The following is a 21,468-nucleotide window of genomic DNA, read 5'->3' as shown; positions in this document are numbered from 1 at the left end:
AGGTGCATGAATTCTTCTCTTGGCGCCCGAAGGCAGCAAGGCTTCGTGCTGATCGTGGCGATGGTGATGCTGGTCATCATCGGCCTGATGTCCGCTTCGGTGATGCGTGGTGCGCTCAGCGCCGACGTGGTGGCCAACAATGCCCGCTCGCAGGCATCGGCCATGCAGGCAGCACAGATCGCGCTGCGCTACTGCGAACGTGAGGTGGCGAAAGTACCGGCTGGCGTGACGGTGCTCGCTGCCCCAGCGGACAACGATGGCGATTTGCACACGCCGGGGCCCACGAACTGGAACACCTTCGCGAACTGGAAGGACGCCAGCAAGCGGACGGAACTGACGGACGACATCATGCGTTCCGAGGACAGTTCCTTCAAACCCTCGCACATGCCGCAATGCATGGCTGAGAACGTGACGCTAGAAGATGCCACCACGACTGCGATAGTGATCACTGCGCGCGGGTTCAGTCCTGATTATCAGGAGACGGATGAAGGCAAGTCCACGGCGGGTGCTGCGGTCTGGGTGCAGTCCACCTTGAAGCTGAATTGACCCTGTGGCGCCTCTCTGGGGGCTTCCGTGCCGTTTCCAAATTCCCTCCCTTTCGCCATGGTGTGAACACTCCATTGGCAGGAGCATTGAATGACAAGCAAGATCAACCTGTTGCGCTGGCAGTCCGATGTGGGCTTGAACATCGTGCGTGCCGTGGCCCTGCTCTTGGCTGGTGGGGTCGCCGCCGCGGCTTGGGCGGTCACCAACGAGCCTTCGCAGACGCCGCTGACTAGCCGTGTGGGCGACGCGCCTCCGCCGAACGTGATGATCACCTTGGACGACTCTGGCTCGATGAACTCCGACTTCATGCCAGTGGGAGCTGTCCTCGTGAATAACGTGACCACGCGCCTGGACAGTACCAAGGTCGGGGACCATCTGGGTGCATTCCTGGACGATCCGCGCAAGAAGGCGGTGAATCAGCTGGACGGTTATATTCCAGCTTTGAAGGTTCCGATCAAGGTGTCCGGCAAGACTTACTCGCCTGACAAGTACCAGATGCAGTTCCGTTCGCCGGACGTGAATACCATTTGGTACAACCCGGAGGTTCGCTATCGACCTTGGCTGAAAGCCACGCCAAAGTCAGATGGTACCGGCGAGTACATGGCCAATGCCACGCCTGCTGCAGCGTATTGGGATCCGATCAAGGCGGCGACGCTGAATCCCGCGACCTTCGATCTGACGACCAATAAGACTGCTGAATCTCGGGCTTGGTGCCTCAGTTACGACACCACTTGTGTCACTGTTAAGCTTGATTATTACCCAGGCCTATTCTACCGGCTAAAGAGTGGCGCTCCTGCTGACGATGTTGGCAACTACACGCTATACGACGTCAACGACGCCAGCAATTACAGCTCGACGCGAACCAGCAAGCCCACCGGCCGCACGGACTGCGTAACTTTGTCCAATGCCTGTACACAGGACGAAGAGAAGCAGAACTTCGCCAACTGGTTCACCTATCACCGCATGCGTGAAGCGCTCGCGAAGGGCGCTTTGACCGAATCGTTGTTCGGGTTTCAGGACAAGATGCGGGTGGGATGGGGGCGCATCAACAGCGGCTCTACCAAGATTGATGGTATCAATTACAACGTGATCAGGGCGCCCCTTCGAAATTTGGACAAGACGCAATTGCAGACTGTGCTGAGCGGAGATGGTACTGCTGGGACCGGCATTCAGAATATATCCTCATCGGGCGGTACGCCTCTGCGGACTGCGCTGGATGCGGTGGGGCCATATTTCACCAACAGGCGCAATGCCAATGGGACTCCCCAGGCTGGTAATCCATGGCTCACCACCATCGGCGATGCAACGTCTACCCAGTTGGCGTGCCGCCGTTCCATTAATTTGCTGACCACCGACGGGTATTATAACGATACCAACTATAAGGATGGTGGAGAGCAGACCAATATGGACGGAAACGCAACTGGTAGCGTCATTGTGGTCAACGGCGTCACGATCCAAAAAAGCGGCGTAAATGGCTTCGATTACACAGGTGCGAACAATCCCAATGGTTACACGCCTACGCACTATGTCGCGCAGCGACCCTATATCGACGATCCGAAGAACGTTGCGACGAACTCGCTGACCGATGTGGCAATGAAATGGTATTTCCGGGATTTGGACACAGGTATTCCAAACAAGGTGGTGCCCGCCGATACTGACATTGCCTTCTGGCAGCATTTGACTCAGTTCACGATTGGCATCGGTGTGAAAGGCACATTGGATTCTTCTTCCCCCGATCGAAAGGCCGCCACGCTTGCCGACATTGCCTCTGGCGCAAAGGTTTGGCCTTTGCCGGATAAGGGCGATCCGCAAAAGATCGATGATCTTTGGCATGCTGCGGTGAACACCGGGGGTGATTTCTATCCGGTCAAGAATGGCACGGAGTTGAGTGCGGCGCTCACCAACGTCTTCAGCCGCGCAGTGGGCGTCGAGTCGAGAGAGGCTGGCGTCGCGACAGTCGCTTCCACGCTTTCGGCGTCGAACATCAAGTTCGTGCCACAGTACAAGTCTGGTGCCTGGTACGGCGAAGTTTTTGCCTACCAGTTGGATGATACCGGTGACGTGCTGAAGGACTCCAAACCCATTTGGCAGGCCTCGACCAAGTTGCCGTCAGCAGCGGCGCGCAAACTTTTCACTTGGGGCGAAACGTCTGGCCAGGAGTTCAAGGTGGGAACACTTTCCACTGCCGATGTGAACCTGATCGGCTCTGCCGACTTGGTCAATTACATTCGCGGCGAGACTGCCAACGAAGGCAATTCGCTCAGCTTCCGGCCGCGCGGTGGCCAGTTCATTGGTGACATCATCAATTCGCCACCGGTGTATGTGCGTGACCTGCTAGATTCAAGCTATGGCAGCCTGAGTGACCCTGCTGAGGCGGGTTCCTATGCCGAGTACTTGGCGGCAAAGAAGGCGCGTACCGACGGTGCTTTAGCGGTCGGCGCCAATGCTGGCGTTTTCCATGTGTTTCGCGGATCCACTGGCGTGGAAACCTTCGGTTTCGTGCCTCGCGCTGGTTTCTCGAACTTGAACCTGATCGCTTCCAAAACTTACGGGACTGCCAGCAATTCCCATCGCTTCTTCGTGGACGGTCCGACGGTCGAGGCCGACGCCTACATCACGCCCAAAGGCGGCAGCAAGCGCTGGACCAACATGCTGGTGGGCAGCATGGGGGCTGGTGGCAAGAGCGTGTTTGCACTGAACCTGCCGACGGCAGATCCAGCTCAACTCAATGCCGACTCAGTCCAATGGGAGTTGAACGATCACGCCGATCTAGGCTATGTCATGAACGACATGCGCACCGGCAAGATCCAGAACGGCGGTGGTTGGTATGCGTTCGTGGGCAACGGCCCGTACAGCGCCAATGGCAACGCGGCGCTGCTTGTGGTCGACCTGGAAACGGGCGCGGTGGTCAAGAGTTTGGTGGTGTCTCCTAACACGGGCGCGAACGGTCTCGGCGGCGTGCGCCTGCTGCGCAACAGCCATCTTGAGGTTTACGCTGCCTACGCGGGCGACTTGCAGGGCAATCTTTGGCGCTTCGACTTTGGTCGGGGGGACGACATCAGCACTTGGAAGGTGGGCTTCAACAACTCACCTTTATTCAAGGCCACTGACAGCGCCGGTAAAGCCCAGCCCATCGTGGACGCGCCGGCTGCGATTCCGCATCCAACCAAAGGTTTTGTCGTGAATTTCGGCACTGGCCGCCTGATCGACGTTGCCGATTCTGCCAACATTGATGCACAGACCTTTTACGGGGTTTGGGACGATACGCCTGCCGAGGGTTCCTCTGCCGCGTTGGCCAGCCCCTTCGCTAGCGCCAACCCGAATCGTTCGCTGCTGGTGGCTCAGTCCATTGACAGCACCACCAACATTGAGGGCGTGACGTACTACACCGTGAGCAGCAACGCGGTGAATTGGACCTCTAAAAAGGGCTGGTACCTTGAGACCCACATCCAGGACGGGCAGCGCACGATCTATCCGGCGCAAAACATCCTGAATTTTGTGTATATCAGCACCATCGTGCCCGCTGCCAAAGCCGCAGAATGTGAATTTGCATCGGGTGCAGGGTACAACTTTGTGCTCGACGGCGTCTCTGGTGCGGCGATCAATGGCCCGGTGTTCGATACCAATGGCGATGGCACGGTCGACAACTCTGATGCCACCGTAGCCGGCGCTAAGACCTTGGCGGACGGTCAGGACAAGTTGCTGACCAACCAGACCGGGTTGGTGAACGAATACTCCACCAACCGTTGTCTGCCAGATCTGAACGCAAAATGTCCAGCCGACAGTTGCCTTGTGGTGATCGTGAACACGACCAATGATGCGCAGGAGCTTTGTGTCCCTGGTCCGCATTGCAGTTGGGACAATCCGATGGGCGATCCTCGTTGCTTGTGCCCGGATGGCGTGACGCAGAAGAAGTCCGCCACCGATAACTGCCAGCCGCTCGTTCCCGTGGTCACCGATCGTGTGTGGCGGCAGATCATGAACCCGCCTCAGCCGGTCGCGCCCAGTCCTTGATTTAGCCAAGTCCCAATGAAGAAGCACAACACCATGATGCGCCGTGCTTGCCCCCACCGGGCTTTCCGCTCGGCGGGTTTCACGCTGATTGAGCTGATGATCGTGCTGGCGATCATCGGCATCCTTGCAGCCATCGCGTATCCCAGCTATGTCAGCCAGATGCGCAAGAGTCGACGAGCCGACGCCGAGACGGTGATGAACGAGGCGGCGCAGTACCTGCAGCGGTATTACGCAGCCCACAACAATTTCACCGACGCCAGCCTTAGTTCGGCGCAGCTAAACCAGTCGCCCAAGTCTGGAACCAAGTTTTATGACATCGCACTCAGCGACGAGTCTGGAGGTCAGCACTACGAGATCCTGGCTGCGCCCACTGGTGGACAAGCTGACGACGCTTGTGGAACGCTCAAGCTGACCGACACGGGACAAAAGTCACAGAGCGGCGGAACCGACGCTTCGCTGACGGCACAGTGCTGGCGCTGATGTGGTTCGTCATATCTCCTTGATCAGCCGACTGAACTCATCCACATCCTCAAAGCTGCGATAAACCGAAGCGAAGCGCACGTAGGCCACTTTGTCCAGCCGCTTCAATTCGCGCATCACCAGTTCGCCCAGCCGGGTTGACGGCACTTCGCGCAGCCCGCTCGCCAGCAGCTTTTCCTGGATGCGCTCCATCGCAGCGTCCACCTGCTCGATGCTGACCTGGCGCTTGCGCAGGGCCAGTTGCATGGAGCCGCGCAGCTTCTCTGGCACGAACTCCACTCGGGCGCCGCTGCGCTTGACGATCGCCGGGAGGGCGATTTCAGCGCGTTCGTAGGTGGTGAAGCGCTTGTCGCAGCTGGTGCATTTGCGCCGGCGGCGCACCACGTCCCCTTCGTCGGATTCGCGGGTTTCGGCCACCTGGGTCTCGGTGTGACTGCAGTAGGGGCAGCGCATGCGGGCTCTTTCTTGGTAGGGCGCGAGGCCAGAAGCAAAACGAGCCCGGCTGTTGGGCGCGGGCTCGTGGGCGTCAACTCAATAACAGGTCCTGGTGGCTGACCTGCGTGGGGTGGCCATCTGCTTCAACGGTAGACCGGGAAGTCGCGTGTCAGCGCCGCCACCTTTTCACGCACGCGGGCCAGATTGGCTTCGTCGTGCGGGTTGTCCAGTACGTCGGCGATCAGGTGCGCGGTCTGGCGGGCCTGGTCTTCCTTGAATCCGCGGGTGGTCATGGCTGGCGTGCCCAGGCGGATGCCACTGGTGACCATCGGTTTTTGCGGATCGTTCGGGATGCCGTTCTTGTTGCAGGTCATGTGCGCCGCGCCGAGGATGGCTTCGGCTTCCTTGCCGGTCAGGCCCTTGGGGCGCAGGTCCACCAGCATGACGTGGCTTTCGGTACGACCGGAAACGATGCGCAGGCCGCGCTCGATCAGCGTGTCGGCCAGCACCTTGGCGTTCTTGGCGACCTGTTCCTGGTAGGTCTTGAACTCGGGCGCCAGGGCCTCCTTGAATGCGATGGCCTTGCCAGCGATGACGTGCATCAGCGGGCCGCCCTGGATGCCGGGGAAGATGGCCGAGTTGATCTTCTTGGCGACCTCTTCGGTGTTCATCAGGATGATGCCGCCACGCGGGCCGCGCAGGCTCTTGTGGGTGGTGGAGGTCACCACGTCGGCATGCGGCACCGGGTTCGGGTAGACGCCGGCGGCGATGAGGCCGGCGTAGTGCGCCATGTCAACCATGAAATAGGCGCCGATTTCCTTGGCGATCTTGGCGAAGCGCTCGAAGTCGATGCGCAGCGCGAAGGCGGACGCGCCGGCGATGATCAGCTTGGGCTTGTGTTCGCGCGCCTGACGTTCCATCGCTTCATAGTCGATGTCCTCCTGCGCGTCCAGGCCGTAGCTGACGACCTTGAACCACTTGCCGCTCATGTTCAGCGACATGCCGTGTGTCAGGTGGCCGCCTTCGGCGAGGCTCATGCCCATGATGGTGTCGCCGGGCTGCAGCAGGCCGAAGAACACGGCCTGGTTGGCCTGCGAGCCGGAGTTGGGCTGCACGTTGGCGAAGTTGGCGCCAAACAGCTGCTTCACGCGGTCGATGGCGAGTTGCTCGACCACGTCCACATTTTCGCAGCCGCCGTAGTAGCGCTTGCCAGGGTAGCCCTCGGCGTACTTGTTGGTCAGCTGCGAGCCTTGCGCAGCCATCACGGCAGGCGAGGTGTAGTTTTCCGAGGCGATCAGCTCGATGTGTTCTTCCTGGCGCAGGTTTTCCGCCTGGATGGCGGCCCACAGGTCAGGATCGACCTTGGCAATCGTCGATTCGGAGCGGTCGAACATGGGAGGCATTCCTTCAATCGGGGGCAGGATGAGCCCTGCCGTCCCGCGGCGGGCCGACTTCGGCATGCACTGCAGGAGGAGGGTTGCCCAGGCGAACGGCTGATGCAAGCGGCCGAGGGCCGCTCCGCGCTTCCCGGTGGTGATCCACCTCGAGATGCCTGAAGGGCACCTCTATCGCCAGTCGCGCGTGAGGAGACAGAGAAACTAGGTGCTGCGAGACGCTCGATGAACGCCAGACTGCACGGCCGCTAGTGTAGCGGCTTGCTCCGACTCGGCGGCAAGCCAGGGCCGCCCGTGAGGCGGCCGCAGGCTGCATGCATCCTGTTCAGCTGGCCAACGCGACCTGTGCGCGGCCCGCCGGAGGCTCAGCCGCCGCAGACGGTCCAGTCACTTCCGGGTGGCCTGGCAATGCAGCGGCAGGCATTGAGGCCGGCAGCGCCGGCGCCAGCGGGGTGACAGCCCCCGGGGCGACCGACAGCACGGGGCCGCCGTTGTTCGACGCGGTGATGACAGCGTTCTGCACCGTCACCGGCACGCTCTGGCCGGCGGCCACGCGCAGCAGGTGGCGCTGTTCGGCCAGCACCTTGCCGGCATACCCGCCGTCTTCTTCCTGGTTGCCGGCACCCACGTAGAAACGCAGGCCGGCTTCCAGGCCGCCGCCGCGGCTGATGCATTCTTTCAGCACCTGCACGCCCACGCGCAGGTTGGTCACCGGATCAAACGCCGTCAGCTTGCCGCCGAAGGCCTCGTATTTCTGGTTGTGCACGCCGGTCATGACCTGCATCAATCCTTGCGCGCCCACCGGGCTTTGCGCAAACGGGTTGAAGCTGGATTCGATCGCGACGATCGCCAGGATCAACGTCGGGTCCAGCTGGGCGCGCTGGCCCACATGCCAGGCTTCCTGCACCAGGCGGGCGACGGGCTCCGGCGCCACGCGGTAGCGGCGCGACAGCCAGGTCGTGACCACCGCCTGCTGGCGGTTCAGCGTGGCCGGGTCCATCGCCAGGGCGCGGGCCAGGTTGCCCGCGTCCGGATCGTCCGGCATGGCGATGAAATCGGTTTCGGCCGGTGCATTGCGCGCGGTATTGCGCGCCTGCAGCCAGTCGTACATGCGTTGCTCGGTCGCGCTGCGCAAGTCGGCACGGCTGAGCGTGAAGACAATGGCGGCAAGCACCAGCAAGCCGACCAGGGCCAACACGTTGTGGCTGACCTCTAGCAGGCCATGACCCACGTCGCGCAGGAACACACCGGCACTGCGGCGTCCTGCGTCGGCCATGCGCTGCCACCATGAAGGTTCAGACATGTCCATCCTTTCCTCGGGCGCCACGCGTCGCAGCGTCTGCGGCAGGAAGCCGATCAGGGATGCTGAGGGTGGCGATAATCGATTGCCAAGTCGGGCCGGTGCAGATGTGCACGCCAGCATCGCAAACTTGACCGAACGGCCGCCTGTTCAGGGCGCCTCTGAGAGAGTGCGCGGGCAGGCCTGGATTGGTTGATGCTGCGAATTGTAGGCAGGCGAAATAACCAGTCAACCATAAGGACTTAAGTCCTTATAACGAAACAATATGAAATACCGGGATCTTCGCGGCTTCATGGGCGCTTTGGAGTCACGCGGTGCGCTCAAGCGGGTGCAGGCGCCTGTGTCGCCACACCTCGAAATGACGGCCTTGGCCGATCAGGTCCTGCAGGCCGGCGGACCTGCATTGCTCTTCGAGCAGCCTGCTTTTGCCTCGATAGCGCCGCATTCAGCGCCGAACGTGCCGGTGCTTGCCAATCTGTTCGGCACGCCCCAGCGCGTGGCGTGGGGGATGGGTGCTGAAGCGGTGGGCGAACTTCGCGACGTTGGCCGGCTGCTGGCGGCTCTGAAAGAGCCGGACCCCCCTAAAAGCCTCAGGGAAGCCGGCAAGTTGTGGGACATGGCCAAGGCCGTGTGGGACATGAAGCCGGCCAAGGTCAGCTCGCCGCCTTGCCAGGAAGTGGTGCTGCAGGGCGCCGAAGTGGACCTGGGCCGTTGGCCGATCCAGTTCTGCTGGCCTGGTGACGCTGCGCCCTTGATCACCTGGGGCTTGGTGATCACCCGCGGGCCGCGCAACGTGCCGCAGCCGAGGCTGCGGCAAAACCTGGGCATCTACCGTCAGCAGGTGATCGGCCGCAACGAGGTCATCATGCGTTGGCTGGCGCACCGTGGTGGCGCACTGGACTTCCGCGACTTTGCGCGCGTCAACCGAGGTCAGCCGTTTCCCATCGCCGTAGCGCTGGGCGCCGACCCGGCGACCACGCTGGGCGCCGTCACGCCGGTGCCGGACAGCCTGTCCGAATACCAGTTCGCCGGCCTGCTGCGCGGCGGCCGCACCGAGCTGGCCGACAGCAGCGTGGGCGAGGGCGACCTGAAGCTGCAGGTGCCGGCGCGGGCCGAGATGGTGCTGGAAGGGCACATCCCGACCGCGCCCGCTGGCTTCACCGGCCACAGCGAACACGGCGTGCCGGTGAAGGAACTCGGCGGCTACCTGCACGCGCTGGAGGGCCCGTATGGCGACCACACCGGCTACTACAACGAGCAGGACTGGTTTCCAGTCTTCCGCATCGACCGGTTGACGCACCGGCGCGACCCCATCTACCACTCGACCTACACCGGCAAGCCGCCGGACGAGCCGGCCGTGCTGGGCGTGGCACTGAATGAAGTGTTCGTGCCGCTGCTGCAAAAGCAGTTTCCGGAGATCGTCGACTTCTACCTGCCGCCCGAAGGCTGCAGCTACCGCATGGCGCTGATCTCCATCCGCAAGGCCTACCCGGGCCACGCGAAGCGGCTGATGTTCGGCCTGTGGAGCTTCCTGCGCCAGTTCATGTACACCAAGTTCATCGTCGTGACCGACGACGACGTGGACATCCGCAACTGGCAGGACGTGATGTGGGCGATCACCACCCGCATGGACCCGGTGCGCGACACGACGCTGGTCGAGCAGACGCCAATCGACTACCTCGACTTCGCTTCGCCCGTCAGCGGCCTGGGCGGCAAGATGGGGCTGGACGCGACCCACAAATGGCCAGGTGAAACCAGCCGCGAATGGGGCCGTGTCATTGCGATGGACGACGCGGTTCAAGCCCGCATGAAGGCCTTGTTTGACCAGCTCAACCTGTGAGCATCGGCCAGCTGAGGGTGCTGTGCAAGCCATCACGAAAGGACGCCATCGGGGCAGGGATACGCGCTTGCGCTGGCGCCCCCTTGGCGCTAATCTGAACCCGCCTCTTCACTGAGGTACTTCATGAAGACGCCATCGCGGCGTCTTTGAGGCCCGGGCCCATTTCTCGCCCGATCCTCGCTGGATGGCGAATGCCGTCCACAAGACCTCCGGGCCGGCAACGGGCCGGGGGTCTTCGTCTTGATGGGCTCCAATGTCGGCTCCTGCACCGGGGCTTGCGTCGGCTGCCAGCGGCTTCAGATAAGGGGGAGCCGGCGCGGCGGGCCCCACAGCCCGTCAGAATGCAGACCTGCGCCGGTTTCGCCGCACCGCTTCGGGTGTGCGCGTTACGCCACCACAGGACCCGCCATGACCGCCGCCTTTGTCTCTTCCTCCATGTCCCCCATGCCTGCAAACGCTGATGCGAGCGCGCCCCAACTGATCACGCTCGCGGGGGGATGCTTCTGGTGTCTCGAAGGTGTTTACGAACAGGTCCAGGGCGTGCTGTCCGTTCAGTCCGGCTATGCCAACGGGCGGGTGGACGATCCCAGCTACGAGCAGGTCTGCGCCGGCACGACCGGCCATGCCGAGGTGGTGCAACTGCGCTTCGACCCAGCCCAGGTCAGCCTGCGCGAGTTGCTGGAAGTCTTCTTCGTGATCCACGACCCGACCACGCTGAACCGCCAGGGCAATGACGTGGGCACCCAGTACCGCTCCGGCATCTATGTGAACGACGAAGGCCAGTTGCCAGTCTGCCGCGAGGTGCTGGCCGAAGTGCGGCAGGCGGCAGACAAACCGGTGGTCACCGAACTGCAGCCGCTCAAGCGCTTCTGGCCGGCCGAGGACTACCACCAGCACTACTTCGCCAACCACCCGGGCGAGGGCTATTGCGCCTACGTGGTGGCGCCCAAGGTCGAGAAATTCCGGCGCAGCTTCACACGCCTGGTGCGTGGCTGATTGCAGATGACTCGCAGGCGCTTCTGGCCAACGTCGGTCCGGCTCAGCTGGCCGGCGGCGCTGGCACTGGCGTTTGCACTGCTGTGTGCCCAGACCCTGGGCACGCTGCACAGCCTGCAGCACGGCAACGGCTTGCCGCGCGGGGCCGCTCGGCAGGCCTTGGTTGCCAAGGCGGTGGCCGCGACGGAAGCCACTTCGCTGGGTGCAACGCTCTGGTCCCACGCAGCCGGCCATGCCGACTGCCAGCTGCTGGACCAGTTGCTGCATGCCGACCTGCTGCCGCAGGTCACGCTGGCCTTGTCGGCCGACACACCGCGGCCGCCGAGGCTCGCGACATGGGCTGCGGTTGCCCTGCATGGGCGGCTTGAGCAGCCCTACCAGGCCCGCGCGCCACCCTTGCTGGCCTGACGCCAGCCCCTTCCGCTCCGTTCCGATCTGCGCATGGCCGATGCGCATGCCGTCCTGCGCCTAGACGCGGGCGCTGGCGTGCATGCATCGCTGCGCATGGAACGTCGAGCGGCCGCCTGCACGCCAGTCCCGCGTGCACCTGATTCGACTTGCCCGTCACCATCGCCCCATGCGGCCTGGTGGGGCGGGCCATGGATTCCCAATGTTGCTGCCCACTTCTTCTCCTGTTGCCACGCCTTCTTCCCGCCCTTGGCCTCTTGCTTGGCCTCTTGCCAGACTGAACCAGGCCGCGCTGCTGGCCCTGGCCGGGCTTTCCGCTGCCCAGGCCCAAACCGTGGCTGCCAATCCGACGCCGAACCTGGCCGGCACCGCGACAGCCGGGGCGCCTGCCGCCCAGGTTGTGATCACCGGCAACCCGCTGGGTGGCGATTCGGTGCAGCCGGCCAGTGTGCTGACGGGCGACAAGCTGACGCTGCGCCTGGCACCCACGCTGGGCGAAACGCTGGACGGCCTGCCTGGCGTGTCTGCCAGCTGGTACGGCCCGAACAGCAACAGGCCGACGATCCGCGGGCTGGACGGGGATCGCGTTCGCCTGCTGGACAACGCCGGTGCTTCGGTCGACGCATCCAACCTCAGCTTCGACCACGCGGTGGCGCTGGACCCGCTGGTGGTCGAGCGGGTCGAAGTGCTGCGCGGCCCGGCCTCGCTGCTGTACGGCGGCAATGCCACCGGCGGCGTGGTCAACACCATCGACAACCGCATTCCTACCACCGCGCTGGACGGGCTGGGCGGCAGGGTCGAACTGCGCGCCGGTGGTGCCGCGAGCGAGAAGTCCGCGTCCGGCTTGCTGGAAGGCGGGCAGGGCGGCTTCAACTGGCATCTGGACGGCTTCAAGCGCAAGACCGACGACTTGCGCGTGCCGCGCTTCACGCCAGTGGAAGACGGCGAGGCCGGTGAGTCGAGCACCAGGGTGCGCAATTCCGCTGCCGAGACCGAAGGCGGCGCCATCGGCGCGTCTTTTGCAAACGCTGCCGGCTACCTGGGCGCTTCGCTGGACACGTACCGAAATGTCTATGGCGTGACCGTCGAGCCGGACGTGACCATCCACATGAAACGCGACCGTTTCAGCCTGGCCGGCGCACATGAGCTTGATGCGCTGGGTTTCGAGCAGCTGACCTTCCGCTATGGCCACACCGACTACCGCCACCAGGAAGTCGAAGGCACAGGTGAAGTGGGCACCACATTCGACAGCAGCGGCAACGACCTGCGGCTGGAAGCGCGCCATCGCGGCCTGTTTGGCAGCGGTGCGCAGGGCGTGATCGGCCTGCAGGCGGAAACGCTGAACTTCTCGGCGCTGGGTGAGGAGGCTTTTGTGCCCAACACCCGCAGCCGCAATGCCGCGCTGTTCGCGCTGGAAGAGCTCAATGCCGTGGGTGGCAAGCTCAGCCTGGGCCTGCGTGCCGAGCGCGCCACCGTGCATTCCGAGGGCGATCAGCCGGATGCCGAAGGCCAGGTGGGCAACCGCTTCGGTGCGGCCACCAGCCGCGACTTCACGCCGCTGAGCGCCTCGGTGTCCGGCACGTGGCCGCTCGCTCCAGATTGGTCCGTCAGCGCGTCGTTTGGCAACACCCAGCGCGCACCGGCTTATTACGAACTGTTCGCCAACGGCCTGCACGTGGCCACCGCTTCCTATGAACGCGGCAATGCCAGCCTGGGCCTGGAGCGCAGCACGCATGCCGACCTGGGCCTGAACTGGACCCAGGGTGCCGACACCGCGAGCCTGCAGCTGTTCGGCATGCGCTTTGCCAACTTCATCTCGCTGGAAGCCTCGGGCCGGCAGGTGGACGAGGCCGGCGAGCCCGGTGGCGACTCTCCCGAGTACGTGTTCCGCGGCGTGCGGGCGCAGCTCTGGGGCGTGGAGCTCGAAGGCCACACGCGTTTTGCCCGGCTGGGTGGCTGGCAGCTGGACCTGAGCAGTGGCCTGGACATGACACGCGGCGAAAACCGCGACACCGGCGAGGCGCTGCCGCGCATCGCACCGCTGCGCGTGACGCTGGGCCTGGACGCCAGCCAGGGCAACTGGCAGCTCGGTGCCCAGGTCCGCCACGCAGTCGAGCAGAACCGGGTGCCCGCGAGCGATGTGCGCACGCCCGGCTACACGCTGCTCAGCCTGTCGGCCAGCTACAAGCAGGCATGGGGCGCCAACACCGACGCGCTGTGGTTCCTGAAGCTGGACAACCTGGGCAACACGCTGGCCTACAGCGCCAGCTCGATCCAGACCATGCGCGAGCTGGCGCCGCTGCCGGGCCGGTCGGCCTCGGCGGGGGTGCGCGTCAGGTTCTGATCGCGGCGCGGCCAAGCAGGCCAGCGCCGGGCCGCCCCAAGCGGCCTGCGCACCCGCCCGGCGGGTGATCTCGCGTATCCCGCGAGACCGGGTGCCCCATTCAGCAGGCCAGCGCCGGGCCGCCCCAAGCGGCCTGCGCACCCGCCCGGCGGGTGGTCTCGGGTATCCCGCGAGACCGGGTGCCCCATTCCTATGGTGCGAGGCGTTCGCGTTGCCACTGGCCGTCGACCATCCTGTATCGCAGGCGATCATGCAGGCGAGACTTGCGGCCCTGCCAGAACTCCCAGCAGTCCGGCACCAGGCGGTAGCCGCCCCAGTGGGGTGGCCGCGCGGGCTGCAGGCCGTGGGTCAGCGCGGCCTTGGCTGCGTTGGCCACCAGCACCGCGCGTGAGCTGATCACCTGGCTTTGTGGCGAAGCCCAGGCACCCAGGCGCGAGTCCAGCGGCCGGGACTGGAAATAGGCGTCCGACTCCTCGGCGCTGACTTTCTCGACCCGGCCCTCGACGCGCACCACGCGCTCCTGCGTCACCCAATGGAACTGCAGCGCGGCAAACGGATGCAGTGCCAGTTCCTGGCCCTTGCGGCTGTCGTAGTTGGTGAACCAGACCAGCCCGCGCGCGTCCGCGCCCTTGATCAGCACGATGCGGGTCGAGGGCCTGCCATCTGCGCCCACCGTTGCCAGCGTCATCGCGTTCGGCTCGGGCACGCCCCCGTCCAGCGCCGCCTGCAGCCACTGCTGGAACTGCGGCAGCGGTGCGTCGGCCGCCTGGTCTTCATCGAATTCGGCAAGCTCGTAACTCTTGCGCAATTTGGCGAGATCACTCATCGGTAAAGTGTATGCGTGGCGCTTCTTTCCAATGGCCGATTCCGCCAACGGCCAGCTTGCGCTAGGGTGAGGCCTTAAGTGAAGCTCCCACTGGCCCGGGGACGGCAAGGCTTACATCCTTGGGGTCGGTCTTGTTGGGCAACTGTCGCCTCCTTCCTGTCATGAAATCCCTTCCTGCCGTGGTGGTGCTGGGCGCCGGCCGCGGCTCCCGCTACCTGGGGCCGCGCCACAAGCTGGCTGAGCCGCTGGGCAGCCACTCCATCCTCAGCCACACCGTGCGCAATGCGATTGCCACCGGGCTGCCGGTGGTCGTGGTCACCACGCCTGCCTTTGCCGACGAGGCGGCCGGCCTGGTGGCCAAACGTGACGTGGTGGTGCTGGGCCACGGCACCGGCCCAGCGCCTGGCGGCATGGGCGACTCGATTGCTGCCGGTGTGGCCGCGCGTTCAGGCGCGGCTGGCTGGCTGATGCTGCCGGCCGACATGCCGATGGTGCAGCCGCTGACCTTGCTCGCAGTGGCCAACGCGCTGTCCCACCATGCCGTGGCCTATGCCCAGCTGCGCGGGCAGCGCGGCCATCCTGTCGGCTTTGGCGCCGAGCTGTTTTCCGAGCTGATGCGCCTCAGTGGCGAAGAGGGTGCCCGCCGGCTGGTGGCGCGCTATCCGGCGCATCCGGTCGATGTTGAGGACCCGGGCGTGCTGCAGGACATGGACACCGAGGACGACCTGGCCAGCCTGCGGGCCCGCTGGCACCAGCGCGCCAATCTCGCCGCAGGCTGAGGCCAGCGCGCATTGCCCGCGTCCGGGGCATGGAAACCGCATCCTTGCGCGCTCGCGATGCATGCTTCGCTGGCGACCTGCCTGTGCGCGGCCCTGGTTTGACCATGTAATCAAGTTACTTGATAATCAAAACCAAGGTTACATCGTGCCGCCACTCGGCCTGCACGCCAGGCGCCGCCTGCAGCCAATCCTTCTTCTGTCCTGGATCAGCCATCGCCCATGACTTCTGAAACTTCACTGCATCCTGTCATTGCGGCCGTCACGGACCGCATCCGCAAGCGCAGCGCATCGCTGCGCAGCGCCTACCTTGCCCGCATTGACGCCTTGCGCAAGCGCCCACGCGGCGTGGACCGCCTGGGCTGCGCCAACGTGGCGCATGCGGTGGCCGGCGCTTCGGCCAACGAGAAGCTGCGCATCGTCGCCGAGAAGGCGCCCAACATCGGCATCGTCACCTCGTACAACGACATCCTGTCGGCGCACCAGCCGTACGAAGGTTACCCGGCGCTGATCCGCGAAACCGCGATGAAACTTGGCGCCAGTGCGCAGGTCGCCGGCGGCGTGCCGGCAATGTGCGATGGTGTGACGCAAGGCTACGCGGGCATGGAGCTTTCGCTGTTCTCGCGCGACACCATCGCGATGAGCACCGCGATCGCGTTGACGCACGACACCTTCGACGCCGCGTTGCTGCTGGGCATCTGCGACAAGATCGTGCCGGGCCTGCTGATCGGCGCGCTGCACTTCGGCCACTTGCCTTGCGTGTTCGTGCCGGCCGGCCCCATGGGCTCGGGGTTGTCGAACAGCGCCAAGGCCAAGGTGCGCGAGCAGGCCGCGCAAGGCCTGGTCGGCCGTGCCGAACTGTTGCAAGCCGAGCAGGCTGCGTATCACAGCCCTGGGACGTGCACCTTTTACGGCACTGCCAATTCCAACCAGATGCTGCTGGAAGCGATGGGGCTGCACGTGCCCGGCGCTGCGTTTGTGCCGCCGAATACACCGCTGCGCAAGGCCTTGACCGAAGACGCGGTGAGCCGCGTGCTGGCGCTGCGCCAACGTGAACTGCCGATCGGCCACCAGGTTGATGAACGCTGCATCGTCAACGCGATGATCGCGCTGCTGGCCACCGGCGGTTCGACCAACCACCTGATCCACTGGGTCGCCGTGGCGCGCGCCGCCGGCATCCTGATCGACTGGACCGACTTCTCCGAACTCTCCGGCGTGATCCCGCTGCTGGCGCGGGTCTATCCCAACGGCGCAGCCGACGTGAACCAGTTCCAGGCCGCCGGTGGCCCGGCGTTTGTGATCCGCGAGTTGGTGCAGGCCGGGCTGATGCATGGCGATGCGCCCACGGTCGATGCCGACGGCATGGCCGCATCCGGTCGCTTGCCCTTGCTGGATGAAGCAGGGGCCCTGCATTGGCAGGAACTGCCAGCCGCCAGCGGGGACGAAACCGTGCTGCGCGGCGTCCTGTCGCCGTTCTCCGTGACCGGAGGGCTGAAGCTGCTGTCCGGCAACCTGGGCCGTTCGGTGATCAAGGTCTCGGCGGTGCCGGAAGACCGCCACATCATCGAGGCGCCTGCGGTCGTGTTCGACAGCCAGGAAGCCCTGCTCGAAGCCTTCAAGAATGGCCTGCTGGAGCGCGACCTGATCGCCGTCGTGCGCTTCCAGGGCCCGCATGCCAACGGCATGCCGGAACTGCACAAGCTCACGCCGCCACTGGCCGTGCTGCAAGGCAAGGGCTTCCAGGTTGCACTGGTGACCGATGGCCGCATGAGCGGCGCATCCGGCAAGGTGCCGGCCGCCATCCACGTCAGCCCCGAAGCGCTGGCCGGTGGCCCGCTGGGCAAGGTGCGCGACGGCGACCTGTTGCGCCTGGACGCCGTGGCCGGCACGCTGGAAGCCCTGGTGCCGGCCGAAGAATGGGCCGCCCGCGTGCCCGCGCAGCGCGGCGACGCACTCGCCGAGCTGCATGCCCATGACCTCGGCCGCGAGCTGTTTGCCGGCATGCGGCGCAATGTGCGCACGGCCGAAGAGGGCGCCTGTACCTGGCTGTGAAGCCGCCGACGCATCTCGTCCCAGAACCCATCGAAGACTCACCCAGAGGAAATTCCCCATGATGAACACGCTGGACCTGGCCGCCCAAGGCCCCGTCATCCCGGTGATCGTGATCGACAACCTGGCTGATGCGGTGCCGCTGGCGCAAGCGCTGGTGGCCGGCGGCGTGAAGGTGCTGGAAGTGACCTTGCGCACGCCCGTCGCTTTGCAGGCCATCGAGGCCATGGTCAAGGCCGTGCCGGGCGCCATCGTCGGCGCCGGCACCATCCGCAGTGCGGACGATGCGCGCGCGGCCAAAGCGGCCGGCGCGGTGTTTGGTGTCAGCCCTGGTTACACCCCGGAAGTCGGCGCGGCCTGCCGCGAACTCGCGCTGCCTTTGCTGCCGGGTGTGGCCACCGCCAGCGAAGTGATGATGGCCCAGGCCGATGGCCTGCGCTTCCTCAAGTTCTTCCCGGCCACCGCGGCCGGCGGCATTCCGATGCTGAAGGCGCTGGCCGGTCCGTTCCCGGATGTCGTGTTCTGCCCCACCGGCGGCATCAGCCTGCAGACCGCCCCCGACTTCCTGGCGCTGCCCAACGTGAAGGTCTGCGGCGGTTCCTGGCTGACGCCGGCTGATGCGGTGAAGGCCGGCGACTGGGCGCGCATCACGCGTCTGGCGCAAGAAGCCTCGGCGCTGGCGCGCTGAGCTGCTGCCGGCAACCTGTCCTTAGGTGCCCGGCCGGTCCAGCCAGCAAGCCATGCCCTGGGCGTTGAGTTCAACGTCCAGGGCCAGCAGTTCCGCCACCCGCTCGGGTGCCATCGTGCTGCCAGCCGCGCGCAGGTCGCGCTGGTAGAGCGCCAGCAGCGCGCTGCTCAGCGCGGCATGGCGCGTCGGGTGATCGCGCAGGGCCAGGCCAAGCGCCTCAACCTCGTCCAGCAGGCGCAGCAGCGCTTCGGCCAGCGGTGCCACCGGGCTCAGCGCGCCGTAATGCGTGAGGTAGACGCGCTCGGGCTGCGCGGCCATCAGCCGGGCAATCGTGTTGCGGGCTGCATCGGGCTCGAATTGCACTGGCGTTGTGGTCGGCAAGGTCCAGGGCAGGCCATTCACATCCAGCTCGCGGTAGGAGATGCCGAAGCTGTCGCCGGTGAACCAGCCGCGCGAGACCGGGTCCCAAATGCAATGGTGATGGCGGGCGTGGCCGGGCGTGTCGATCAAGGTCAGCGTGCGCTGGCCCAGCCTGATGGCCTGGCCGTCCGAACTGGGCTGGGCACGCGCCGCAGGCACAGGCACCAGTTGCCCGTACCAGCGGTCCATCTCGGCCTGGCCGTAGACCGCGCGCGCACCCTGGTACAGCGCGCCGGGATCGAGCATGTGGCGCAGTCCGCGCGGATGCACCAACAGCGCTGCATTGGGCAATTGCTGCATCAGTTGGCCAACGCCGCCCGCATGGTCCAGGTGCACATGGGTTGGAATGACCCAGTCGACCTGCGCGGGCGTCAGGTCCAGTGCCTGCAGCGAAGCCAGCAGGCGCGGCACGGCGTAGCCGGTGCCGGTGTCGATGAAGGCCGCACGGCCATCATCGACGATCAGGTAGGCGGCGTCGAAATTCGGCCGCTGGAACCCGGTGTCCACGGCGTAAACGCCGTGGCCGAGGTCTTGCAGGAAATCAGGCACCGGTGCCCAGCAGGGCCCACATGCGGGCGATGTCGGCCGCGCCGTCGGTGCCTTGCACGCTGCGCAGCGTCTGAGTGGCCTTGGCCTTGTTCTTGCCACTGTGCAGCAATGCCAAGCCAAGGCGAAGCTTGGCGTCGTCCGGCCGCTTCAGCTGGTCCTTGGCAATGCCTTGTTCGATCAGCGCAATGCCTTTGTCGGTCTGGCCGAAAGACACCAGTTGGGTGCCAACCAGCACCATCGCATTGCCGTCCCTGGCCTCGGCAACGTCCTTGTCCAGCCCGGCCTTGGCTTCGGCTTCCGACTTGATGGCCAGGTCTTCCAGGCGCTTGTGGCGCGCGGCTTCCGGGCCGGTGCCGAGCACGCCGGCAGCAATGCCTTTTTCGACCACCATCTTGCCTTCGCTCGGGAAGCCGGCCTGCAGCGCGAGCTGGGCCATTTCCATGTAGTCGTCAGCCTTGGTCAGGTTGCCGGTGGCCAGGCGCAGGCGCAGCAGGTCCAGCGAGTAGCGGTCATTCGAGAAGCCTGGTTTGCGCGGCAGTCGGCCCAGTGCAGCCGCCCAGTATTCCTTCTTAGGATAGTAGGTCAGCAGCTTCTCGAGCACGGCGCTCTGGCCTGCCGCGTTGTTGGTGTGCTGGTAGGCGTCGGCCAGGCGCAGCAGGTCGCCTTCGTCGGGCTTGCGACCGCCTTGCTCGGCGGCGGACACCGCAGCGGCGGCGTCCTTGGCAATCGCGTTGTAGTCGCCACTCTGGCCCTGCAGATAGGCCTGAAGCTGCTTCAGCTGCGGGCTGTTGCCGCCCAGCGAAACAGCCTTCTGCGCCCACTGGCCGGCCTTCGCGTTGTCTTTCAGCTGGGAGTAGGCAAAGGCGATGGATTCAGCCATCTGGGCCTGATCGGCTTGAGACAGCTTGCCCGAAGCGATGGCGGCTTCAAACGAGCGCGCAGCGGTGGCATTGTCGCCAGCGCGCTGGGCCGCTGCACCGCGCATGCGGTCCACCATCAGCTGCTCTTGGGGATTCTTGTTGGCGACGCTGTCGGCATCCCGCACCTTGGCCAGCGCTTCCTTGGCTTTGCCGGCCTTCAGCATGTCGCCGGCTTGTTGCAGCGGCTTGGCCACTTCCGGGCGCAGCGCCTGGGCGTAAGCGGTGGTGAGGCAGCCAGCCATCAGCAGGGAGGCGGCAAGAACGCGCAGCTTGGTCATGGTGTACGGGGACCCGGGAGGGTCTCGAAAAGTGCTCGATGAAGGGTGAGAGCCAGAAACGCCATCGGGGTTCGATCCGCTGACGGATGAGCCCCGATGGTCTGGCACGCCGGGCCCGCCTTTGCGAAGGCAGCCGGGCGGGCGGAAGGTGCTTGTGGTGCAGGGCTGGCCGAGTCTCCGGTCAGTCCATGAACTGTTCGTTGCCGATGATGCCGATCTTGGTGACACCCAGGCGCTGGGCCTCAGCCATCACCATTGCAACGTGCTTGTAGGTCACCAGCTTGTTGGGCCGCAGGTGCACCTCGGGTTGGTCCGGCAGCTGCGCCAACCGGTACAGCCGCGCCTGCAGGTCCGCCCGGGTGGGCACCGGCTCGCTATTCCAGAAAATCGTACCGTCGAAGTCGACGTCGATGCGCACGATCTCCGGCGGCTTTGGGGGCGGCTGGCTCGCGCTGTTCTGCGGCATGTTCATCTTCACCGCGTGCGTCTGCACCGGGATGGTGATGATGAACATGATCAGCAGCACCAACATCACGTCGATCAGCGGTGTGGTGTTCATCTCCACCATCATGTCGTCGTCAGACGACCCTACGCTCATGGCCATGGTCTGTTTCCTTGATTTTTTCAAGCTGCTGCCGGGCCGCCCCAAGGCAGCTTGACGCCCCCTCGGGGGGCCTGGCGCGCAGCGTCAGGTGGGGGCTAACCTTTGGGCGGCGGTTCGGTGATGAACCCCACCTTGGCAATGCCCGCACGCTGGCAGGCCACGATCAGCTTGCCCACCGACTCATAGCGCACGTTCGCGTCGCCACGGATGTGCACCTCGGGCTGCGGGTCCTTGATCGACTCTTTCTTGAGCATGTCCACCAGCGTCTGCTGGTCCGGAATGCGCTTGGTCGACCAGTACACGTCGCCATCCTTGGTCACCGCCAGCAGGATGTTCTCCGGCTTGGTCGTGGTGGGCACGTTGATTTCCTTGGGCAGCGTCAGGTTGACCGACTGCGTGACCACGGGAATCGTGATCAGGAAAATGATCAGCAGCACCAGCATCACATCCACCAGCGGGGTGGTGTTGATGCTGGAGTTCATCTGCTCTTCGCCTTCGTCGGCGGCGCCTACGGTCATCGACATGACGAACTCCGTTCCAGCTGTTTACTTTTTGCCGGCGAGGAGCACGTTGTGCAGGTCGCCCGAGAACGCGCGGACCT

Annotated in this window: 18 protein-coding genes and 1 riboswitch; of the genes, 10 read left to right on the top strand and 8 right to left on the bottom strand. The window is 64.8% G+C overall.

Annotation, left to right across the window (positions count from 1 at the left end):
* The first annotated feature begins 6 nt into the window (after positions 1-6).
* The 3 genes from ACAH41_RS00090 to ACAH41_RS00080 all read left to right on the top strand — a co-directional run bounded on the left by ACAH41_RS00090 (position 7) and on the right by ACAH41_RS00080 (position 5,040).
* Entirely contained in the window at positions 7-546 is a 540-nt protein-coding gene (locus ACAH41_RS00090; protein ID WP_325651968.1) for a hypothetical protein, read from the top strand.
* Positions 547-636: 90 nt separating this feature from the next.
* Positions 637-4,560 carry a PilC/PilY family type IV pilus protein gene (locus ACAH41_RS00085; RefSeq protein ID WP_325651966.1) on the top strand — a complete coding sequence of 1,308 codons (3,924 nt, stop codon included), beginning with the start codon at positions 637-639 and terminating at the stop codon, positions 4,558-4,560.
* Between the two features lie 36 nt (positions 4,561-4,596).
* Entirely contained in the window at positions 4,597-5,040 is a 444-nt protein-coding gene (locus tag ACAH41_RS00080; RefSeq protein ID WP_370538115.1) for a type IV pilin protein, read from the top strand.
* 9 nt (positions 5,041-5,049) lie between these two features.
* Here ACAH41_RS00080 and nrdR read toward each other — a convergent pair whose 3' ends face one another.
* From nrdR to ACAH41_RS00065, 3 genes are all read right to left on the bottom strand, one after another.
* Entirely contained in the window at positions 5,050-5,493 is a 444-nt protein-coding gene (gene nrdR, locus ACAH41_RS00075; RefSeq protein ID WP_325651962.1) for a transcriptional regulator NrdR, read from the bottom strand.
* A gap of 125 nt (positions 5,494-5,618) precedes the next feature.
* Complete coding sequence (gene glyA, locus ACAH41_RS00070; protein ID WP_325651961.1) at positions 5,619-6,869, bottom strand: serine hydroxymethyltransferase; 1,251 nt, start codon at positions 6,867-6,869, stop codon at positions 5,619-5,621.
* 78 nt (positions 6,870-6,947) lie between these two features.
* Positions 6,948-7,064: riboswitch (ZMP/ZTP riboswitch) on the bottom strand.
* 130 nt (positions 7,065-7,194) lie between these two features.
* Positions 7,195-8,172 carry a lytic transglycosylase domain-containing protein gene (locus ACAH41_RS00065; RefSeq protein ID WP_325651959.1) on the bottom strand — a complete coding sequence of 326 codons (978 nt, stop codon included), beginning with the start codon at positions 8,170-8,172 and terminating at the stop codon, positions 7,195-7,197.
* A 262-nt stretch (positions 8,173-8,434) separates the two neighbouring features.
* Here ACAH41_RS00065 and ACAH41_RS00060 point away from each other — a divergent pair, with 262 nt between their 5' ends.
* The 4 genes from ACAH41_RS00060 to ACAH41_RS00045 all read left to right on the top strand — a co-directional run bounded on the left by ACAH41_RS00060 (position 8,435) and on the right by ACAH41_RS00045 (position 13,757).
* Positions 8,435-10,009 carry a UbiD family decarboxylase domain-containing protein gene (locus ACAH41_RS00060; protein ID WP_325651957.1) on the top strand — a complete coding sequence of 525 codons (1,575 nt, stop codon included), beginning with the start codon at positions 8,435-8,437 and terminating at the stop codon, positions 10,007-10,009.
* Positions 10,010-10,453: 444 nt separating this feature from the next.
* Entirely contained in the window at positions 10,454-11,005 is a 552-nt protein-coding gene (gene msrA, locus ACAH41_RS00055) for a peptide-methionine (S)-S-oxide reductase MsrA (protein WP_325651955.1), read from the top strand.
* 6 nt (positions 11,006-11,011) lie between these two features.
* On the top strand, positions 11,012-11,413 hold the full coding sequence (locus ACAH41_RS00050) for a hypothetical protein (RefSeq protein ID WP_325651953.1): 402 nt from the start codon (positions 11,012-11,014) through the stop codon (positions 11,411-11,413).
* Between the two features lie 334 nt (positions 11,414-11,747).
* Positions 11,748-13,757, top strand: coding sequence for a TonB-dependent receptor domain-containing protein (locus ACAH41_RS00045; RefSeq protein ID WP_325651951.1), 2,010 nt, complete (start codon positions 11,748-11,750; stop codon positions 13,755-13,757).
* Positions 13,758-13,947: 190 nt separating this feature from the next.
* Here the strand turns inward: ACAH41_RS00045 and pdxH are convergent, their stop codons facing one another.
* Positions 13,948-14,583: a pyridoxamine 5'-phosphate oxidase gene (gene pdxH, locus ACAH41_RS00040; RefSeq protein ID WP_325651950.1), complete on the bottom strand. Its 636-nt coding sequence runs from the start codon at positions 14,581-14,583 to the stop codon at positions 13,948-13,950.
* Between the two features lie 161 nt (positions 14,584-14,744).
* On the opposite strand from pdxH, the gene ACAH41_RS00035 reads away from it, so the two are divergent.
* The 3 genes from ACAH41_RS00035 to eda all read left to right on the top strand — a co-directional run bounded on the left by ACAH41_RS00035 (position 14,745) and on the right by eda (position 18,096).
* On the top strand, positions 14,745-15,362 hold the full coding sequence (locus ACAH41_RS00035) for a nucleotidyltransferase family protein (protein WP_325651948.1): 618 nt from the start codon (positions 14,745-14,747) through the stop codon (positions 15,360-15,362).
* A gap of 219 nt (positions 15,363-15,581) precedes the next feature.
* Positions 15,582-17,411: a phosphogluconate dehydratase gene (gene edd, locus ACAH41_RS00030; protein WP_325651946.1), complete on the top strand. Its 1,830-nt coding sequence runs from the start codon at positions 15,582-15,584 to the stop codon at positions 17,409-17,411.
* A gap of 61 nt (positions 17,412-17,472) precedes the next feature.
* Positions 17,473-18,096, top strand: coding sequence for a bifunctional 4-hydroxy-2-oxoglutarate aldolase/2-dehydro-3-deoxy-phosphogluconate aldolase (gene eda, locus ACAH41_RS00025; protein ID WP_325651984.1), 624 nt, complete (start codon positions 17,473-17,475; stop codon positions 18,094-18,096).
* 21 nt (positions 18,097-18,117) lie between these two features.
* On the opposite strand, the gene ACAH41_RS00020 is transcribed toward eda, so the two are convergent.
* From ACAH41_RS00020 to ACAH41_RS00005, 4 genes are all read right to left on the bottom strand, one after another.
* The gene (locus ACAH41_RS00020; RefSeq protein ID WP_325651944.1) at positions 18,118-19,065 is read right to left on the bottom strand and encodes an MBL fold metallo-hydrolase; all 948 of its coding nucleotides are present in this window, start codon (positions 19,063-19,065) and stop codon (positions 18,118-18,120) included.
* Positions 19,058-20,263, bottom strand: a complete 1,206-nt coding sequence (locus ACAH41_RS00015; protein ID WP_325651942.1) for a hypothetical protein — start codon at positions 20,261-20,263, stop codon at positions 19,058-19,060. Before ACAH41_RS00015 ends, ACAH41_RS00020 begins: the two co-directional genes overlap by 8 nt.
* 181 nt (positions 20,264-20,444) lie before the next feature.
* Positions 20,445-20,867: a biopolymer transporter ExbD gene (locus ACAH41_RS00010; RefSeq protein WP_325651940.1), complete on the bottom strand. Its 423-nt coding sequence runs from the start codon at positions 20,865-20,867 to the stop codon at positions 20,445-20,447.
* Positions 20,868-20,962: 95 nt separating this feature from the next.
* A complete protein-coding gene (locus ACAH41_RS00005) occupies positions 20,963-21,391 on the bottom strand; it encodes a biopolymer transporter ExbD (RefSeq protein ID WP_325651938.1) in 429 nt (142 codons plus the stop codon).
* Between the last annotated feature and the right edge of the window lie 77 nt (positions 21,392-21,468).

This window comes from Ideonella sp., assembly GCF_041287625.1.
Lineage (GTDB): Bacteria > Pseudomonadota > Gammaproteobacteria > Burkholderiales > Burkholderiaceae_C > Ideonella.
The sequence above is the reverse complement of the archived record's forward strand: the minus strand, read 5'-3'. Positions and strand labels throughout refer to the sequence as shown.

Bases quoted from the DNA above. Each gene is read 5' to 3' on its own strand.
- ACAH41_RS00005 (WP_325651938.1), bottom strand. From the start codon at position 21,391: ATGTCGATGACCGTAGGCGCCGCCGACGAAGGCGAAGAGCAGATGAAC.
- nrdR (WP_325651962.1), bottom strand. From the start codon at position 5,493: ATGCGCTGCCCCTACTGCAGTCACACCGAGACCCAGGTGGCCGAAACC.
- pdxH (WP_325651950.1), bottom strand. From the start codon at position 14,583: ATGAGTGATCTCGCCAAATTGCGCAAGAGTTACGAGCTTGCCGAATTC.
- glyA (WP_325651961.1), bottom strand. From the start codon at position 6,869: ATGTTCGACCGCTCCGAATCGACGATTGCCAAGGTCGATCCTGACCTG.
- ACAH41_RS00065 (WP_325651959.1), bottom strand. From the start codon at position 8,172: ATGTCTGAACCTTCATGGTGGCAGCGCATGGCCGACGCAGGACGCCGC.
- ACAH41_RS00035 (WP_325651948.1), top strand. From the start codon at position 14,745: ATGAAATCCCTTCCTGCCGTGGTGGTGCTGGGCGCCGGCCGCGGCTCC.
- ACAH41_RS00080 (WP_370538115.1), top strand. From the start codon at position 4,597: ATGCGCCGTGCTTGCCCCCACCGGGCTTTCCGCTCGGCGGGTTTCACG.
- ACAH41_RS00090 (WP_325651968.1), top strand. From the start codon at position 7: ATGAATTCTTCTCTTGGCGCCCGAAGGCAGCAAGGCTTCGTGCTGATC.
- ACAH41_RS00050 (WP_325651953.1), top strand. From the start codon at position 11,012: ATGACTCGCAGGCGCTTCTGGCCAACGTCGGTCCGGCTCAGCTGGCCG.
- ACAH41_RS00085 (WP_325651966.1), top strand. From the start codon at position 637: ATGACAAGCAAGATCAACCTGTTGCGCTGGCAGTCCGATGTGGGCTTG.
- ACAH41_RS00015 (WP_325651942.1), bottom strand. From the start codon at position 20,263: ATGACCAAGCTGCGCGTTCTTGCCGCCTCCCTGCTGATGGCTGGCTGC.
- edd (WP_325651946.1), top strand. From the start codon at position 15,582: ATGACTTCTGAAACTTCACTGCATCCTGTCATTGCGGCCGTCACGGAC.
- eda (WP_325651984.1), top strand. From the start codon at position 17,473: ATGAACACGCTGGACCTGGCCGCCCAAGGCCCCGTCATCCCGGTGATC.
- msrA (WP_325651955.1), top strand. From the start codon at position 10,454: ATGCCTGCAAACGCTGATGCGAGCGCGCCCCAACTGATCACGCTCGCG.
- ACAH41_RS00060 (WP_325651957.1), top strand. From the start codon at position 8,435: ATGAAATACCGGGATCTTCGCGGCTTCATGGGCGCTTTGGAGTCACGC.
- ACAH41_RS00010 (WP_325651940.1), bottom strand. From the start codon at position 20,867: ATGGCCATGAGCGTAGGGTCGTCTGACGACGACATGATGGTGGAGATG.